The sequence below is a fragment of the Pseudomonas sp. JUb52 genome, from assembly GCF_004341115.1.
Taxonomy (GTDB): domain Bacteria; phylum Pseudomonadota; class Gammaproteobacteria; order Pseudomonadales; family Pseudomonadaceae; genus Chryseomonas; species Chryseomonas oryzihabitans.
In genome coordinates this window covers 88,145-104,172 of sequence record NZ_SLYS01000016.1, presented here as the reverse complement: position 1 = coordinate 104,172, position 16,028 = coordinate 88,145, and the positions used below count along the sequence as shown (strand labels likewise).

The following is a 16,028-nucleotide window of genomic DNA, read 5'->3' as shown; positions in this document are numbered from 1 at the left end:
CTTCGCGGTCTTTGCTGACTGGCTGCAACAGCATGCCGAGCCAGGCGCTTGGATCGTGATGGAAGCCACGGGCATCTATCACGAATCGCTCGCCGGGCACTTCCATGCGTTGGGCTACCGAATCGCGGTGCTCAATCCAGCACAGATCGCCCGTTATGCGCAAAGCCAGTTGCAGCGCAGCAAAACGGACAAACTCGACGCCAAGCTGATTGCCACCTATGGCCAGCGGCATGAAGATAGTCTGCGAGCCTGGCACCCGGAACCTGTGTCCATCCGCGCGCTTCGCGCGCTGACCCGGCGCCTGGAGGATCTCCAATCGCTACGGCAGATGGAGCTCAATCGGCTTGAGATCAGTCCGGAAAAAGTCCAGGACTCGATCCGGGCAGTCTTGCAACGGCTCGATGAGCAGATCGCCTGGACGCTCGAACAGATCAAACGCCATATCGACGACGATCCGGACTTGCGTGGTAAGCGCGACCTGCTGGTGAGTATCGACGGCATCGCTGACAAGACCGCCGCCCTGATCCTGGCGGAGCTCGGCGATATCGACCGCTTCGCCGATGCGCGCGCCGTTACCGCCTTTGCCGGCTTGAACCCGCGCCTGCAGGAGTCCGGCCTCGCGCGCGGCCATACCTGCATCTCGCGCATGGGATCAGTCCGCTTACGAAGTGCGCTATACCTACCTGCTGTCGTGGCGCTGACCTATAACCCGGCTATCAAGGCGCAAGCCGAGCGCCTGAAAGCCAGGGGCAAGAAAGGTAAACAAACCGTCTGCGCCGCCATGCGTAAGCTGCTGACCATCGCCTATGGCGTGCTCAAATCGGGCAAGCCTTTCGACCCTGCTTTAGCCATTGCACACTGAAGGGCGAAGACGGTATCTACGCGCCCGCGGGCGCCTTCACGCCCGACATGGCCGGCTCGATCGGGGCACCGTTGGGCTTCGCTGCGCTCAACCCAACCGACGAAAAGCGCTATTTCTTCGGCTTCTGGATCAGCTTGTCCACGGCGCGGGCGGCGGCGACCATGCCGAAGGTGGCGGTCACCATCATCACCGCGCCGAAGCCGCCGGCGCAGTCCAGGCGGACGCCTTCGCCGACGAAACTCTTCTGCTGGCAGACGCTGCCGTCCGGCTTGGGATAGCGCAGTTGCTCGGTGGAAAAGACGCAGGGCACGCTGTAGTGGCGACTGGGATTGCGCGAGAAGCCGTAGTCGCGGCGCAGCAGCGAGCGGACCCGCGAGGCCAGGGGGTCGTTGTAGGTGCGATTGAGGTCGACCACCTGGATCTGGGTGGGGTCGATCTGGCCGCCGGCGCCGCCGGTGGTGACGATGGCGATCTTGCGTCTCTTGCACCAGGCGATCAGCGCCGCCTTGGAGGCCACGCTGTCGATGCAGTCCAGCACCAGGTCGAGCTCTTCAGTGATGTAGTCGGCCATGGTCTCGCGGGTGACGAAGTCTGCCACCGCCTTGACCTGGCAGGCCGGATTGATGGCCTGGATGCGTTCGGCCATCACCGTGACCTTGGGCCGCCCCACCTGGCCTTCCAGCGCATGCACCTGGCGATTGGTGTTGCTGACGCAGACGTCGTCCAGATCGAACAGGCTTATGCGGCCGACGCCGCTGCGGGCCAGGGCCTCGGCGGCCCAGGAGCCCACCCCGCCGATGCCGACCACGGCGACATGACTGGCGGCCAGGCGCTCGACGGCCTCCTGCCCATAGAGCCGGGCGATCCCGCCGAAGCGTTGTTCATCGAACGTCATGAAGGCTTTCCACAAAAGCCACAGTATAGGTTTTCCTTTACCATACCGCTCCCCCTGAACCCTAGCCGCCTCCCGGGACCCGCCATGACCACCGCCCTCACCCCCACCCTGGAACTCGCCTGCGACCTCATCGGCCGGGCCTCGGTCACGCCGCTGGACGAAGGCTGCCAGGCCCTGATGATGCAGCGCCTGGAGCGCCTGGGCTTCGCCCTCGAACCCCTGCGCATCGAAGAGGTGGACAACTTCTGGGCGCGGCGTGGCGGCGCGGGTCCGGTGCTGTGCTTCGCCGGGCACACCGACGTGGTGCCCACCGGCCCCCTGGAGGCCTGGCAGCAGGCCCCCTTCAATGCCCACGTGGATGCCGACGGCATGCTTCGCGGTCGCGGCGCCGCCGACATGAAGGGCAGCCTGGCGAGCATGATCATCGCCGTGGAGCGCTTCGTCGCCGACCACCCGGACCATCGCGGCGCCATCGCCTTCCTCATCACCAGTGACGAGGAAGGCCCCGCCCTGCACGGCACCCGTGCCGTGGTCGAGCGCCTCCGCGAGCGCGGCGAACGACTGGACTGGTGCATCGTCGGCGAACCCTCCAGCACCCGGCTGCTAGGCGACGTGGTCAAGAACGGGCGTCGCGGCTCGCTCAACGGTCGCCTGACCGTGCGCGGCAAACAGGGCCATGTGGCCTATCCGCACCTGGCGCGCAACCCCATTCATCTGGCCGCCCAGGCGCTGGCGGATCTGGCCGCCGAACAGTGGGACGCGGGCAACGCCTTCTTCCCGCCCACCAGCTTCCAGATCTCCAACGTCAATTCCGGCACCGGCGCCGGCAACGTGGTGCCGGGCGAGTTGCAGGCGCTGTTCAACTTCCGCTTCTCCACCGAATCCACCGTGGAGGGCCTGCAGGCCCGGGTCGAGGCCATCCTCGATCGCCACGGCCTGGACTGGCACATCGACTGGTCGCTGTCCGGCCTGCCCTTCCTCACCGAGCCGGGCGACCTGCTCGACGCCGTCTCGGCCAGCGTGGAAGCCGTCACCGGCTACCGCCCCGAAGCCTCCACCAGCGGCGGCACCTCGGACGGTCGCTTCATCGCCACCCTGGGCGCCCAGGTGGTGGAACTGGGTCCGGTCAACGCCACCATCCACCAGGTGGACGAGCACGTGCTGGCCAGCGACCTGGATCTACTGACCGAGGTGTACTACGGCACCCTGGTGCGGTTGCTGGCATGAAGCTGATCTGTCCGCTCTGCCAAGCCCCGCTGGCCGAACTCGAGGGTGGCGTCGGGTGCGCCGCCGGTCATAGATTCGACCGTGCCCGCCAGGGCTATCTGAACCTCCTGCCGGTGCAGCACAAGAAGAGTCTGGACCCGGGCGACAACGCCGCCATGGTCGAGGCCCGCCGACGCTTTCTCGATGCCGGTCACTATGTGCCCCTGGCCGAGCGCCTGGCGCACCTGGCCACCGAACGCGCACCCCAGCGCTGGATCGACGTGGGCTGCGGCGAAGGCTTCTATACCGCGCGCCTGGCCCAGGCGCTGCCCGCGGCCGACGGCTATGCCCTGGACATCTCCCGCGAGGCGGTGCGCCGCGCCTGCCGGCGTACCCCGGCGCTGACCTGGCTGGTGGCGAGCATGGCGCGCCTGCCGCTGCCGGACGCCAGTTGCCAGCTGCTGGCCAGTGTCTTCAGCCCCATCGACTGGGCTGAAGCCCAGCGCGTGCTGGCACCCGGCGGCGGCATCCTGCGCCTGGGTCCGGCCAGCGCCCACCTGCTGGAGCTGCGCCAGCGGCTCTATGACGAGGTGCGCGACTATGCCGAAGACAAGCACCTGCAGGATCTGCCGAAGGGCCTGGAACTGGCCCACAGCGAGGGGCTCGAATTCGTGCTGCCGCTGGCCGAACGCCAGACCCGTGAAAACCTGCTGGCCATGACCCCCCACGGTTGGCGCGTCAACGCCGAACGCCGGGAGCGGGTCCTCGCCGAGCCCTTCGAGGTGCGGGTGGCAGTACGTTACGATTGGATCGTCAAATCCGGAGCCTAAGCCCTATGCGCCAGCCCGATATCGAAATCTATCTCAAGGACGTCGACCAGGACGCCGTCTCGGCCTGGCTCGAACAGGTGTTCGCCATGCCCTGCGCCTGGCAGGCGCGCGGGCAGACCTTCAAGTGCACCCTGCGCTATGGCGGCGAGTCCATTCCGGTCACCTGGCTGCCGAAGGCGGTGGGCAAATGGCACAGCCTGCTGCTGGAAAGCGATGTATCGCCCTGGGTGGATGACCTGGCCTGTGCCCGCGATGCCCATGCGGCCCTGCAGGTGCAGGTGCGCTGCGCGCCAAGTGGCTGGAGCGAGGAAGAAGAGGAAGAGGCCGCCGATCGCTGGCTGAAGGTGACGGAGGCGGGCGTCGAAGAGATCGTCTGGCGCACCGAGTGAACTGAAGGTGCGAGGAGCCTTGCGCTCCTCGCACAGCGGGCCTAGACCCGGGCCACGTCTTCGGCTTGCAGGCCCTTCTGGCCCTCGATCACCGAGAACTCCACCTGCTGGCCTTCGGTCAGGGAGCGGTGGCCCTCACCACGGATGGCGCGGTAGTGAACGAACACGTCGGCACCGCCCTCGCGTTGAATGAATCCATATCCCTTGGCGTCATTGAACCACTTGACGGTCCCGGTTTCGCGTTGCTCACCCATCACATCTCTCCGAAGCTTTCTGGATTTCCTATCCCCGCTCGCCACAGCCTGGGCGACCGGGTTGCCTTTTGGTATCGGTACGGATCGCGCATCGGATCGGTCGCCAGGCTGGCAGCCCGGGTCCGACCACTGGCAACAACTTGCCGACACCTTATGAAGCATGGCTTTCCCGGCAAAAGCAACGTTCTTTACGCAAAGTGCCATCACGGCTGGAAGCCGCGCCAGCGCCGGGTTTTCGACGATTTAAGCGGCATTTTTTCGACAGCGGGGACAAGGCGCCGACTGCCGGGTCGAAGTCAGAACAACACGGGCGGTTTTACGCCCGCCAGGCCATCCGGCACACTGCCGCCCCGTCATTCCGGTAGCCCTCCATGACCCGTTCGCCGCTGCGCCTTCTGGCCTTCTCGCTGCTCAAGCGCCTGCTCTATCTCTGGGTTCGCTCCGAGACCACCCAGGCGGCCAGTCTGCTCAGCCGCATCGATCCCGCCAAGCCGGTGCTCTATGTCCTCCCCGAAGCCTCGCTGAGCGATCTGGCGGTGCTCGACCGGGAGTGCCGCAAGGCCGGGCTGCCGCGACCACTGCGCCCGCTGGTGCTGGGCAGCAAGACCGAGCCACTGGCCTACTTCAACGCCACCGGCAAGGCCAACTGGCGCGGGCGCCCGGCGCGGCGCTCGGTGCCCCCTACCCTGCGCCGGGTGGTCACCGCGGTAACCGAGCAGCAGCTGGCGGACGTCCAGCTGGTGCCGGTTAGCGTCTTCTGGGGCCAGTCGCCGGATCGTGAGACCAGTCCCTGGAAACTGCTCTGGGCGGACAACTGGGTGGTGACCGGCCGGCTGCGCAAGCTGGCGCGCATCCTGGTGCTGGGCCGGCTGACCCGAGTGCAATTCTCCAAGCCGCTGTCCCTGGGCGAACTGGCCAGCCAGCGCCCCGATCCGCAACGCCTGGAGCGTCTGGTGATGCGCCGGCTGCGCATCCACTTCCGCAACGTGCGCCAGGCGGTGATCGGTCCGGACCTGTCGCACCGGCGCACCCTGCTGCGCGGCCTGCTGCGGGCACCCCAGGTGCGGGCGACCATCGCCCACGAGATCGCCCAGCGCAAGGCCACTCCCGGACGCATCGAAGACGAGGCGGCGCACTATGCCCGGGAGATCGCTTCGGACTTCTCCTATCCGGTGGTGCGCTGCCTGGACGTCGGTCTGCGCTGGTTCTGGAACAGCATCTACGATGGCGTCACGGTCAGCCACATCGAGCGGATCCAAGAGATGGCGCCCGGTCATACCGTGGTCTACGTCCCCTGCCACCGCAGCCACATCGACTACCTGCTGCTCTCCTACCTGCTGTTCCAGAACGGCCTGACCCCGCCGCACATCGCCGCCGGCATCAACCTGGACATGCCGGTGGTGGGCAACATCCTGAGACGCGGCGGCGCCTTCTTCATGAGGCGCAGTTTCAAGGGCAACGCCCTCTATGCCGCGGTGTTCAACGAATACCTGCACAGCCTGTTCAGCCGCGGCTTCTCCACCGAGTACTTCGTCGAGGGCGGGCGCTCGCGGACCGGCCGTACCCTGCAGCCACGCACCGGCATGCTGGCCATGACCCTGCGCAGCTTTCTGCGCGATTCCCGGCGGCCCATCGTCTTCGTACCGGTGTACATCGGCTACGAAAAGGTGTTCGAGGGTCGCACCTACCTCGGTGAATTGCGCGGCGCGGCCAAGAAGAAGGAATCCATCTTCGACCTGGTCAAGGTCTTCGGCGCCCTGCGCCAGCGCTTCGGTCGGGTCTGGGTCAACTTCGGCGAGCCCATCCCGCTGCAGAGCTTTCTCGATGCCCGCCGTCCAGGCTGGCGCGACGAACCCCTGGGCGAAGACCTGAAGCCCGCCTGGTTCAATTCGGTCACCCACGAACTGGGCGAGCGGGTGGTGCGCCGCATCAATGCCGCGGCGGCCGTCACCCCGGTCAACCTGGTGGCCCTGGCGCTGCTGTCGACCCATCGCCAGGCCCTCGACGAAGGCGCCCTGGTGCGCGCCATCGACCTCTATCTGGATCTGCTGAAACGGGTCCCCTACTCCACCAGCGTCACCCTGCCCGAGGGCGACGGCCAGGCGATCATCGAAGAGGTGCGCGCCCTCGGCTTCCTCTCCGAGCAGCAGGACGCCCTGGGGCGCATCCTCTACCTGGACGAGCAGAACGCGGTGCTGATGACCTACTACCGCAACAACGTCCTGCACCTCTTCGCCATCCCGGCGCTGATCGCCAGCTTCTTCCAGAACACCGGGCGCATGACCCGCGAGCTGATCCATAGATTCGCCCTGGCGCTCTATCCCTATCTGCAGGCCGAACTGTTCATCCACTGGGAGCGCGAGGAGCTGCCGCTGGTGCTGGACGGCTGGCTGGAAGCCATGGTGGAGCGCGGCCTGCTGCGCATCGAGGACGACGTCTTCGTGCGCGCGGCGCCCAGCTCGCGGCAATTCGTCCGCCTCACCCTGCTGGCGCGGGCCATCCTGCAGACCCTGCAGCGCTACTACATGACCACTGCGCTGATCCTCAACCACGGGCAGAACAGCCTGACCGCGCCGCAGCTGGAAGAACTCTGCACGGTGATGGCCCAGCGGCTGTCGGTGCTGCATGGCCTCAATGCGCCGGAATTCTTCGACAAGTCGCTGTTCCGCCATTTCATCCAGACGCTGCTGGCCGAAGGGGTGCTGCGCAAGGCCGACGACGGCACCCTGGGTCACCATGAACTGCTCGGTGAACTGGCCGAGGGTGCGGGCAAGCGGGTGCTGCCGGCGGAGATTCGCCTGTCGATCCGCCAGGTGGCCCTGGATCGGCCCGAGGCCCCGAACCTGCCGGAAGCCGAATCCACGGTGGTCGCCGGCAACTAAGCGGGCATCCATGGGTCACAGCAGTCGATTTCAGTCCAGGATCTACCCATGAAAAGAATCGCCACCCTGCTCGCCACCTCGCTGCTGCTCAGCGCCTGTAGCGGGCTGCGCCCCGGTCCCGCGACGCCACCGCCGCCGGCCGGCCAGCCGCTACCGCCCACCGAGCAGCCGCAGACCACCACCCCTGGCGTGCCGGCCCAGCCGAGCATGACCAGCCTCAGCGGCCAGGCCACCTTTACCGCCAACGAGCCGGTACCGCCCACCGCCAAGCTCACCGTCAGCCTCTACAGCGCCAGCGCCGGCGATACCCCTGCCGGTCGCCTGGCCCAGCGCACCCTGTTCGTCAAGCAACCCGGCCAGGTGCCCTTCCGCCTCGACTACGCCCCGGCCAAGGTCAAGAGCGGCGAGCGCTATCTGCTCAGCGGCCGCATCCTGCTCGGCGGTCGCCCGCTGTACCTGACCCAGCAGCCGGTGACCGTGGATCTGAACAGCGGTGGTGAGGTGGAATTGCCGCTGCAGCCGGTGCGCTGAACTCCAAGAGACTCGGCGTGGCATGCTAGGATCAAGGCTCTCGACCTCCCGCTTCTCCACCGAGGTGCGCCTTGACTCCTCGCCTCGCCATCAAGCGCTATCAGGGCGACCACCAGCCCCATGCCCATGCCTTCGCGCAGCTGGTGCTGCCCATCCAGGGCGGCATGGAGCTGGAACTCGCCGGGCGTAGCGGGACGCGGCTGCATACCGGGCTCGCGGCCCTGGTGGCGCCCGACTGCGGTCATGCCCAGCAATCGGAGCCAGGCAGCCGCTTTCTGGTGATCGATTGCGCCGCCGACTGGTTGCCTGCCCCCATTCTGGATCGCGCGCTACGGCAGCCGGGTCTGGCGATCCAGCCCGCGACGCGGCAGCTGATCGCCTTCGCCGAGCTGACTTCGCCTGATGCCCTCGATCAACACGCGCCCGAACTCACCCGCCTGCTGCTCGCCTCGCTCGACGCCACTGCCGCCGGCTCGGCCTTCGACCGCTTGCTGGCCCAGGTGGAGGCCCAGCCCGCGGGTGACTGGAACAATGCGGCCATGGCCCGTCTGGCGGGCCTGGGGCTGACGCGGTTGCACCTGCTGTTCCACCAGCGTTTCAGCCAGACGCCCCAGGCCTGGCTGACCGATCTGCGGTTGCGCCAGGCGCAGCGCTGGCTGGGCGACAGCCGCCTGCCGATTGCCGACATCGCCCTGCGCGTCGGCTTTTCCGATCAGGCCGCCCTGACCCGCGCCATGACCCGCCGCCAGGGCATCAGCCCGGCCGCCTGGCGGCGCGGCCAGCGACTGCCCGGGTAACTCAGTCCAGGTAAGCAGTCCAGGTAAAAAGCCCCGCAGCCTCGCGCAAGACCGGTTCCCCTAGCCGTCGCCACACTGGTGGCGAATGGGTGGAGACGGTGCGATGCAGGAACGAGAACTATCGGCGGTGGGTATCGGCTATGGGCTGGCGGCAGGCCTGTGCTGGGGCGTGATCTTTCTGGCGCCAGCGCTGGTCCCCGACCTGAGCGGCGCCCAGTTCGCCGTGCTGCGCTTTCTATGCTACGGCCTGGTGTCTCTCGGGCTGCTGCTGCGCTGCTGGCGCCGACTGCGCTCGCAACTGAGCTGGGCCGATGGCAGGCGCCTGTTCTGGCTCAGCCTGATCGGCAACCTGGGCTACTACACCCTGGTCGGCGTGGGCGTGAAGCAGGCCGGTATCGCGGCGACCACCCTGATCGTCGGCCTGATCCCGCTGCTGGTGGCCCTGGCCGGGCAGCGCGACGCGGGCGCCGTGAGCTTCGGGCGCCTCTGGCCGTCGCTCTGCTGCGCGCTGCTCGGCGTTGCCCTGATCAGCTACGAGACGCTGACCACCACCGCCGTCGGCGAGCAGCCCGCCCTGGGCCTGCTGTGCGCCTGTGGCGCCCTGCTGGCCTGGAGCTGGTTCGCGGTGGTCAACACGCGCTTCCTGGCCAGGACGCCGATCGGCGCCCACGATTGGGGCCTGCTGCTGGGCGGGATGACCGGCGCTCAGGCCCTGCTGGCCGCGCCCTGGTTGCTCGGCGAGGAGCTGGCGTTGCGAGCACCGGCGGACTGGCTGCAGCCACTGCTGGTGGCTGCCGGCGTGGCATTGCTCGCCTCGGTGATCGGTGGCGCCTGCTGGAACCAGGCCAGCCGCCGGCTACCCCTGACCCTGAGTGGCCAGGCCATCGTCATCGAGACCCTGGCCTCGCTGACCTATGGCTTTCTCTGGAACGGGCGCTGGCCGACTCGCCTGGAAGCCCTGGCGATCCTCCTGCTCCTGCTCGGGACGAGCTGGTGCCTGCAGTGCCACCGGCGCCCGGCCCGGACGGTAGCGGCGGCGGCGACCTGACCCTGAGTATCCGGCCGGCTGCGCCTCTCCTACGCCAGCGGCGGCAAGGCCCAGTCGATGGGGGTGAGCCCGGCGTTGCGCAGGAATTCGTTGGTGCGACCGAAGTGGCCGTTGCCGATGAAGCCGCGGTGGGCCGACAGTGGCGAGGGATGCGCCGACTTGAGGATCAGGTGCTTCTGGGGATCGATGAGCGCCTGCTTGCTCTGGGCATGGCTGCCCCAGAGCAGGAACACCAGATTCTCGCGCTCGGCGCTGACCACCTCGATGACGCGATCGGTGAATCGCTGCCAGCCGGCCTTGGCGTGGGAGCCGGCGTTGGCCTGCTCCACGGTCAGCGAGGTGTTGAGCAGCAGCACGCCCTGCTCCGCCCAGTGCTGCAGATAGCCATGGTTGGGAATGGGCAGGTTCAGGTCGCGCTTGAGTTCCTTGAAGATGTTCTGCAGCGACGGTGGCGCCGGCACCCCGGGTTGCACCGAGAAGCTCAGGCCATGGGCCTGGCCCGGACCGTGGTAGGGATCCTGACCGAGAATGACCACCCTGACCTGATCCAGAGGGGTGGTATTGAGAGCATTGAAGATCAGCGGACCGGGCGGATAGATGACCTTGCCCGCCGCCTTCTCGCGCCTCAAGAACTCGCTCAGCTGACGCATGTAGGGCTGCTCGAATTCGTCGCGCAGCGCGGCTTTCCATTGGGGGTCGAGCTTGATGCGATCGTCGTCCACGATTCGAGGCTTCCTGGTCAAGACAAGGGCAGCACCCTAGAAAAGCCGGCTGCCCCTGTCAAACCCGCTACCAGCGTGGACCGTAGCGCGGGCCCCAGCCGGGCGGACCATAACCCGGGCGCGGCCCCCAGCCCGGCGGTCCCCAACCGGGACCCGGCCCCCAGTGGGGCGGTGGTGGCGGGGCCGGTCGATAGTAGTAGCCGTAGCCATAGGGCCGCACGATGACCGCGGGCGGCGGATAGGCTGGCGTGCCGTAAAAGACCGCCGCGGGGGGTGCCGGACGGCTGTAATAGCGCGGGGACGTGTCGTAGACGGTGCAGCCGGTGAAGGTCAGGGCACAGAGCGACGCCAAGAGGAAATGGCGCATGGGGGAGATCTCCAGAACGGCCCGGATGGGCCTGGAGAAAGCTTAAGCTGCGCCCGCCGCTCGCGCTCGATTATCGCGCGTTCATTCAGCCGGGATTAAGAGACGCCGGTCCGCTTTCCTTCCGCTCGCCCAGGTAGTCCCGCAGCCGCGCCTGCAGATGGGGCACGCCCTGGGGATGGGCGAGAAAGTCGACGATGCTCATCAGCTGCCAGTGCTGGCCTTCGTCACCGAAGCGGATGGCGGCGATCTCGGCGGGATGCAACTGCCCGGCGAACAGCCAGCTGGGCAGATAACCGGGCTGACGCGGTGGATAGCAACGTCCCCAGGTCAACCGCGCCTCGTCCAGCACCAGGCCGAATTCCTCTTCCAGCTCGCGCAGGGCGCAGCGCTCGGGCGTTTCGTCGTCTTCGCGCCCGCCGCCCGGCAGGTCCCAGAGAGCCGGCCAGGGGATGTCGGGCTTGTCATCGCGCTGATAGACCAGGATCTGCTCGGCGCAGAGCAGCGCCAGCTTGGCGCCGTTGAAGGCATGGCGGGACATGCGGAGGCCTCCGGTGGCGATGGGGGAGACCGCCAGGCCTCCCCGTCTGGACTCAGTAACCCAGCTGCTTGAGCAGGGCCGCGGGTGCCTGCTTGGCCGGACGCTCATAGAACTTCAGCAATTCGGCGGCGCGATTGCTGAAGAAGCCATCCACCCCACGCGGCGCGAGACGGGCGTAGTCCACCGCCGAGTCCACCGTATAGGCATGCACCAGCAGACCCCGCTCGTGGGCGACGTCGTTCATCCAGGGCTTCACCAGGTCCGCATAGCTCTGGTCGCCGCCCTCCTCAAGGGCCGCCGAGGGGCCGATGCCGATGGCGCCATGGGCCTTGGCCCACTCGATCCAGGCGGTGAAATCGCCCTCGGAGCGCACCTGCTGCTTGGCATAGTAGGCCGCCTTGCTGGCCTCGCCCGATTCGGCGTAGGTGGGCCCGGGCTTGGCCGGGATGTAGTCGTCACCCAGCCACAGCAGCAGGATCTTCGGCGTGTCGGGCATCTCCTTCTGAAGGAGCTCCAGGCTGCCTTTCTCGAAGGTCTGCAGGATCACCCGCCCGGGCATGGCGGCGACGCCGGTGGCGCCGGCCTTGGGCTTGCCGAGCCAACCGCGCTGGGTCAGCTTGGCCTTGAGATCGCGCTCGATGCCGGGAAACAGCTTGGGCTGCTTGGTCTCGATGTACAGCCCGGGCTTGTTGCGACCGCCCTCGGCAATGTCGATGACCTCGTCCAGGGTGAGGATCCTGAGTCCGGCGAACTTTGGCCGGGCACGGTCGGGATGGGCCTGGTTGAACCAGCTGCCGGCGTCCAGCGACTTGAGTTCGGCCAGGGTGAACTGGCTGACCGGCGCCTTGGCGCGCTCGGGGAAACGCTTGGCGACGTCGGTGGTGCGCTCCAGGGTGTCGTCGTGCAGGGCGATGAGCTGGCCGTCCTTGGTGCGCTGCAGGTCGAGTTCCAGGTAGTCGGCGCCCAGCTCCCGCGCCACCAGGTAGGCCGGGGCGGTGGATTCGGGGGCGTCGAAGGAGGCGCCGCGATGGGCGATCACCGCCGGCCAGGGAATGCCGGCCTGCCGGGCCAGGGTCTGGCCGACATCGGCTTCGGTGGCCAGCGCCAGCTGGCTGACCAGCAGGGTGCCGGGAATGAGGGTACGGATCAGGGTGCGCAGAGCAGTTATTGTCATGGGTTCCTCGGGTGGTCCGACGATCGGAGCTAGGATGCAGCTTGCACCCCGGATGCGACAGTACGCAGACCCCCAGCGTAGCGGACGTTATCCAGGTCGCAATTTCCGGTACTCTGCCGCCCGCTTCGCCCGACGAGATCACCATGGCCGCATCGCCCACGCCCTTCGATCCCACCCGCTGCCCGCTGTGCGGCCAGGCCAACAGCTGCGTCCTGGCGGCCGGTGGCGAGCTCCGCGACTGCTGGTGCCTGCAGACGCCGATGGATCCCGCCGCCCTGGAACGCCTGCCCGCGGAAGAGCGTGATCGACGCTGCCTCTGCCCGGCCTGCGCGGCCGGCGTCGCGAGCGAGCCTCGCTGATGCGCCTGGACCGCTGGCTGGGCAACCGACCCGAGCTGGGCCGCCAACTCGCCCGACGCCTGCTCGCGGAAGGTCGGGTAAGGGTCAACGGCGCCACCACCCTGCAGGCCGCCCAGGAGGTGTTCGCCTTCGATCGCATCGAGGCCGACGAGCGCCTGCTGCAGGACGGTCCCGGCGGCCGCTACCTGATGCTGCACAAGCCGCGCGGCTGCGTGAGCGCCACCGTCGACGCCCGCCATGCCACGGTGCTGGACTGTCTCGCGCCGGACCAGCGTGCCGATCTGCACCTGGCCGGACGGCTGGACTTCAACACCACCGGCCTGCTGCTGCTCACCAACGACGGCCAGTGGTCGCGCGGCCTGAGTCATCCGCGCCACAAGCAGACCAAACGCTACCGGGTCACCACCGCCGAGGTCATCCCCCAGCACCTGGTCGCGGCCTTTGCCGAGGGCCTCTACTTCGCCTACGAAGACCTCACCACCCAACCGGCGCGGCTGGAGCTGCTGGACGAGCACAACGCCTACCTGACCCTGGTCGAAGGTCGCTATCACCAGGTCAAGCGCATGTTCGGCCGCTTCGGCATCGAGGTCATCGCCCTGCATCGCGATCGCATCGGCAGCCTGGTACTGGATCCGGCACTGGCCGAGGGCGACTGTCGTCCACTCACGCCCGCAGAGGTGGCGCTGCTACGTCCGGCGGATTAGGGGAACAGGAGCGGCGGGGCACCGGTCGGGATGCAGACACGTCACCCTGGAGACCTCTCATGCGTATCGATATCCCCTCCCTCGGCTTTGGCGGTGCCCCGCTGGGCAACATGTTCCGCGAGGTAGGCGACGCCGAGGCCCGGGCGACCCTCGAAGCCGCCTGGGACGCGGGCATCCGCCTCTATGACACCTCGCCCCACTATGGCGCCGGGCTGTCGGAGCGACGTTTCGCCGAGGTGCTGGCCGACAAGCCGCGCGACGATTTCGTCCTCTGCAGCAAGGTCGGCCGCCTGCTGGAACCGGCCGATCAGCCGGAAAACGCGCCGCCGTTCGTCAATGAATTACCCTTCAAGCGGGTGCTCGACTATTCCGCCGACGGCGCCCGCCGCTCCATCGAGGCCAGCCTGGAACGTCTCAAGACCGATCGCCTCGACCTGGTGTGGATCCACGACCTGTCCGAAGACCAGCACGGCCCAGCCTGGCGCGACTACTTCGCCCAGGCCATGCAGGGTGCGGCCAAGGCCCTTACCGAGATGCGCGAAGAGGGCCTGATCATGGGCTGGGGCCTGGGCGTCAACCTGGTGGAGCCCTGCCGCCTGGCGCTGGAGCAGAGCGATCCCGACGCCTTCCTGCTGGCCGGCCGCTATTCGCTGCTGGACCACCGAGAAGCCCTGGACACCCTCTTCCCCGAATGCGAACGCCGCGGAGTGGGCATCGTGGTGGGTGGGCCCTACAACTCCGGTCTGCTCGCCGGTGGCAAGCACTACAACTATGCCGAAGCCGAGCCGGCGCTGCGCCGCAAGGTCGAGTTGATCGAGGGCGTCTGCCAGGATCACGGCGTGGACATCCGCGCCGCGGCCCTGCAGTTCTGCCTGGCCCATCCCACGGTGGCCGCCACCATTCCCGGCAGCAGTACCCCGCAGCGGGCCCGGCAGAACGCCGATCGGCTGCGAGCGCCCATCCCGGCCGCCTTCTGGCGCAATCTGCGCGAGATCGGCGTGCTGCCGGAGGACGCCCCGACGCCCGCGTGAGTGAAAGAGGCGGCTGTGCTAGGCTCGCCGCCCCTTTTCCACCCTGCCTGCCCTCATGACCTCGCCCCGCCGCCCTCTGCCTGGCCGCCCCGCGCCTCTGCATCCCCGCAATCGCCACCAGGGCAGCTACGACTTTCCGGCCCTGATGCGCCTGAGCCCGGCGCTCAAGGCCTTCGTGGCACCGACGCCGCGGGGCAATCTGTCCATCGATTTCACCGATCCCCAGGCGGTCCGGGCGCTCAACCGGGCCCTGCTGGCGCTGCATCACGGCGTGCGCGACTGGGACATCCCTGCCGATTTTCTCTGCCCACCGATTCCCGGCCGGGCGGATTATCTGCACCACCTGGCCGACCTGCTGGCCGAGGGCAATGGCGGCCGGATTCCCCGGGGCGCGACGACGCGACTGCTGGACGTGGGCACGGGCGCCAATGGCGTCTATCCTCTGATAGGCTTCAAGGAATACGGCTGGCACTTTGTCGGCAGCGACATCGCCCCGGCGGCGCTGGATGCCTTCAAACGCACCCTGGCGGCCAATCCGGATTGCGCCGCCGCCATCGAGTTGCGTCTGCAGCCGGAGCCCCAGGCGATCTTTGCCGGCATCCTGCAACCCGGCGAGCGCTATGCCGCCACCCTGTGCAATCCGCCCTTCCACGCCAGCCCCGACGAGGCCGTCCGCGGCAGCCGGCGCAAGTGGAAGAATCTGGGCAAGACCACCGGCAAGCAGGCACCCCTGCTCAACTTCGGCGGCCAGGCGGCCGAACTCTGGTGCCCCGGCGGCGAAGCGGCCTTCATCGAACGGATGATTCGCGAGAGCCGCACCTTCGCAGCCCAGGTGGGTTGGTTTACCTGCCTGGTGTCCAAGGCCAGCAACCTGCCGCCCTTGCAGGCGGCGCTGCGCCGCGAGCAGGCCGGCGAGATCCGTGTGGTGACCATGGCCCAGGGCCAGAAGCAAAGCCGCTTTCTTGCCTGGCGCTTCGCCTAGCCAAGCGTCCCGACGTCCGCCGGTATGTCGAGTCTTGACCCTTTGGCGGCTTTCTGGCCGGTTTCGTCGGTGCTGCCCCCTGCCCGAAAGAAGGCGCGTGAGACCTGTCCGCTTCGCCTGAGTGGGCAGTTGACGGGACTTTGACCCAGGTCGCAAAGGATTAGACCAAAGGCTAATAGCCAAAGCCTATGAATTACGGACTAGGAATCCTAGGGCCTTCTCATTAAAATGCCGGCCAACAAAAACGCCACGCGCACGCAGCCGCGCCCGAGACCTCCGTCTCCGGTCTGCCGCTGCCAAGGCCGCGCATTGCGTTTTTGCTCCGACTCCTCCGATGACGCACAAGAGAGGGGCGGTGGAGGGACAAGAAACCTGCCCTTGCGTGTTTCCGGCTGCATTCTGCCTTGCCCACTGCACATCCACCCATGTGCCATGGTGCCGCACCGCACCGAAACTC

The 16,028-nt window shown here is 67.6% G+C and carries 17 protein-coding genes; 12 read left to right on the top strand and 5 right to left on the bottom strand.

Annotated features, from left to right (window positions below; all coding sequences use genetic code 11):
* Positions 1-862: IS110 family transposase (locus EC839_RS21505; protein ID WP_132833154.1), on the top strand; the 862-nt coding region annotated here is incomplete at its 5' end.
* Positions 863-971: 109 nt separating this feature from the next.
* Here the strand turns inward: EC839_RS21505 and tcdA are convergent.
* The gene (gene tcdA, locus EC839_RS21500; protein ID WP_007163033.1) at positions 972-1,757 is read right to left on the bottom strand and encodes a tRNA cyclic N6-threonylcarbamoyladenosine(37) synthase TcdA; all 786 of its coding nucleotides are present in this window, start codon (positions 1,755-1,757) and stop codon (positions 972-974) included.
* An 84-nt stretch (positions 1,758-1,841) separates the two neighbouring features.
* Between tcdA and dapE the strand changes: the two genes are divergently transcribed.
* From dapE to EC839_RS21485, 3 genes are read left to right on the top strand one after another with little or no spacing between them, the layout of a single operon-like run.
* A complete protein-coding gene (gene dapE, locus EC839_RS21495) occupies positions 1,842-2,984 on the top strand; it encodes a succinyl-diaminopimelate desuccinylase (protein WP_007163034.1) in 1,143 nt (380 codons plus the stop codon).
* Positions 2,981-3,793 carry a putative RNA methyltransferase gene (locus tag EC839_RS21490; RefSeq protein ID WP_007163035.1) on the top strand — a complete coding sequence of 271 codons (813 nt, stop codon included), beginning with the start codon at positions 2,981-2,983 and terminating at the stop codon, positions 3,791-3,793. Before dapE ends, EC839_RS21490 begins: the two co-directional genes overlap by 4 nt.
* A 5-nt stretch (positions 3,794-3,798) precedes the next feature.
* Positions 3,799-4,182 carry a hypothetical protein gene (locus EC839_RS21485; protein WP_007163036.1) on the top strand — a complete coding sequence of 128 codons (384 nt, stop codon included), beginning with the start codon at positions 3,799-3,801 and terminating at the stop codon, positions 4,180-4,182.
* A 41-nt stretch (positions 4,183-4,223) separates the two neighbouring features.
* Here the strand turns inward: EC839_RS21485 and EC839_RS21480 are convergent, their stop codons facing one another.
* Positions 4,224-4,436 (bottom strand): cold-shock protein, encoded by a 213-nt coding sequence (locus EC839_RS21480; protein WP_007163037.1) that lies wholly within the window; start codon positions 4,434-4,436, stop codon positions 4,224-4,226.
* A 371-nt stretch (positions 4,437-4,807) separates the two neighbouring features.
* Between EC839_RS21480 and plsB the strand changes: the two genes are divergently transcribed.
* The 4 genes from plsB (at position 4,808) to EC839_RS21460 (ending at position 9,694) form a co-directional block, all read left to right on the top strand.
* Positions 4,808-7,318, top strand: a complete 2,511-nt coding sequence (gene plsB / locus EC839_RS21475; RefSeq protein ID WP_007163038.1) for a glycerol-3-phosphate 1-O-acyltransferase PlsB — start codon at positions 4,808-4,810, stop codon at positions 7,316-7,318.
* Between the two features lie 48 nt (positions 7,319-7,366).
* On the top strand, positions 7,367-7,849 hold the full coding sequence (locus EC839_RS21470) for a YbaY family lipoprotein (RefSeq protein ID WP_007163039.1): 483 nt from the start codon (positions 7,367-7,369) through the stop codon (positions 7,847-7,849).
* A gap of 71 nt (positions 7,850-7,920) precedes the next feature.
* Positions 7,921-8,646: an AraC family transcriptional regulator gene (locus tag EC839_RS21465; protein ID WP_007163040.1), complete on the top strand. Its 726-nt coding sequence runs from the start codon at positions 7,921-7,923 to the stop codon at positions 8,644-8,646.
* A 103-nt stretch (positions 8,647-8,749) separates the two neighbouring features.
* Positions 8,750-9,694, top strand: coding sequence for a DMT family transporter (locus tag EC839_RS21460; protein WP_007163041.1), 945 nt, complete (start codon positions 8,750-8,752; stop codon positions 9,692-9,694).
* Between the two features lie 29 nt (positions 9,695-9,723).
* Here EC839_RS21460 and ung read toward each other — a convergent pair whose 3' ends face one another.
* The 3 genes from ung to EC839_RS21440 form a co-directional block, all read right to left on the bottom strand.
* The gene (gene ung / locus EC839_RS21455; protein WP_085982659.1) at positions 9,724-10,419 is read right to left on the bottom strand and encodes a uracil-DNA glycosylase; all 696 of its coding nucleotides are present in this window, start codon (positions 10,417-10,419) and stop codon (positions 9,724-9,726) included.
* Between the two features lie 449 nt (positions 10,420-10,868).
* Positions 10,869-11,321 (bottom strand): NUDIX hydrolase, encoded by a 453-nt coding sequence (locus EC839_RS21445; protein ID WP_007163044.1) that lies wholly within the window; start codon positions 11,319-11,321, stop codon positions 10,869-10,871.
* A 52-nt stretch (positions 11,322-11,373) separates the two neighbouring features.
* The gene (locus EC839_RS21440; RefSeq protein WP_007163045.1) at positions 11,374-12,495 is read right to left on the bottom strand and encodes a glycerophosphodiester phosphodiesterase; all 1,122 of its coding nucleotides are present in this window, start codon (positions 12,493-12,495) and stop codon (positions 11,374-11,376) included.
* A gap of 143 nt (positions 12,496-12,638) precedes the next feature.
* Here EC839_RS21440 and EC839_RS21435 point away from each other — a divergent pair, with 143 nt between their 5' ends.
* The 4 genes from EC839_RS21435 to rlmF are packed head-to-tail and all read left to right on the top strand — an operon-like array spanning position 12,639 to position 15,571.
* Complete coding sequence (locus EC839_RS21435; protein ID WP_007163046.1) at positions 12,639-12,854, top strand: cysteine-rich CWC family protein; 216 nt, start codon at positions 12,639-12,641, stop codon at positions 12,852-12,854.
* Positions 12,854-13,558 (top strand): pseudouridine synthase, encoded by a 705-nt coding sequence (locus tag EC839_RS21430; protein ID WP_007163047.1) that lies wholly within the window; start codon positions 12,854-12,856, stop codon positions 13,556-13,558. Before EC839_RS21435 ends, EC839_RS21430 begins: the two co-directional genes overlap by 1 nt.
* 59 nt (positions 13,559-13,617) lie before the next feature.
* Positions 13,618-14,589 carry an aldo/keto reductase gene (locus tag EC839_RS21425; RefSeq protein ID WP_007163048.1) on the top strand — a complete coding sequence of 324 codons (972 nt, stop codon included), beginning with the start codon at positions 13,618-13,620 and terminating at the stop codon, positions 14,587-14,589.
* Positions 14,590-14,644: 55 nt separating this feature from the next.
* Positions 14,645-15,571: a 23S rRNA (adenine(1618)-N(6))-methyltransferase RlmF gene (gene rlmF, locus EC839_RS21420; protein WP_007163049.1), complete on the top strand. Its 927-nt coding sequence runs from the start codon at positions 14,645-14,647 to the stop codon at positions 15,569-15,571.
* Positions 15,572-16,028 lie beyond the last annotated feature (457 nt).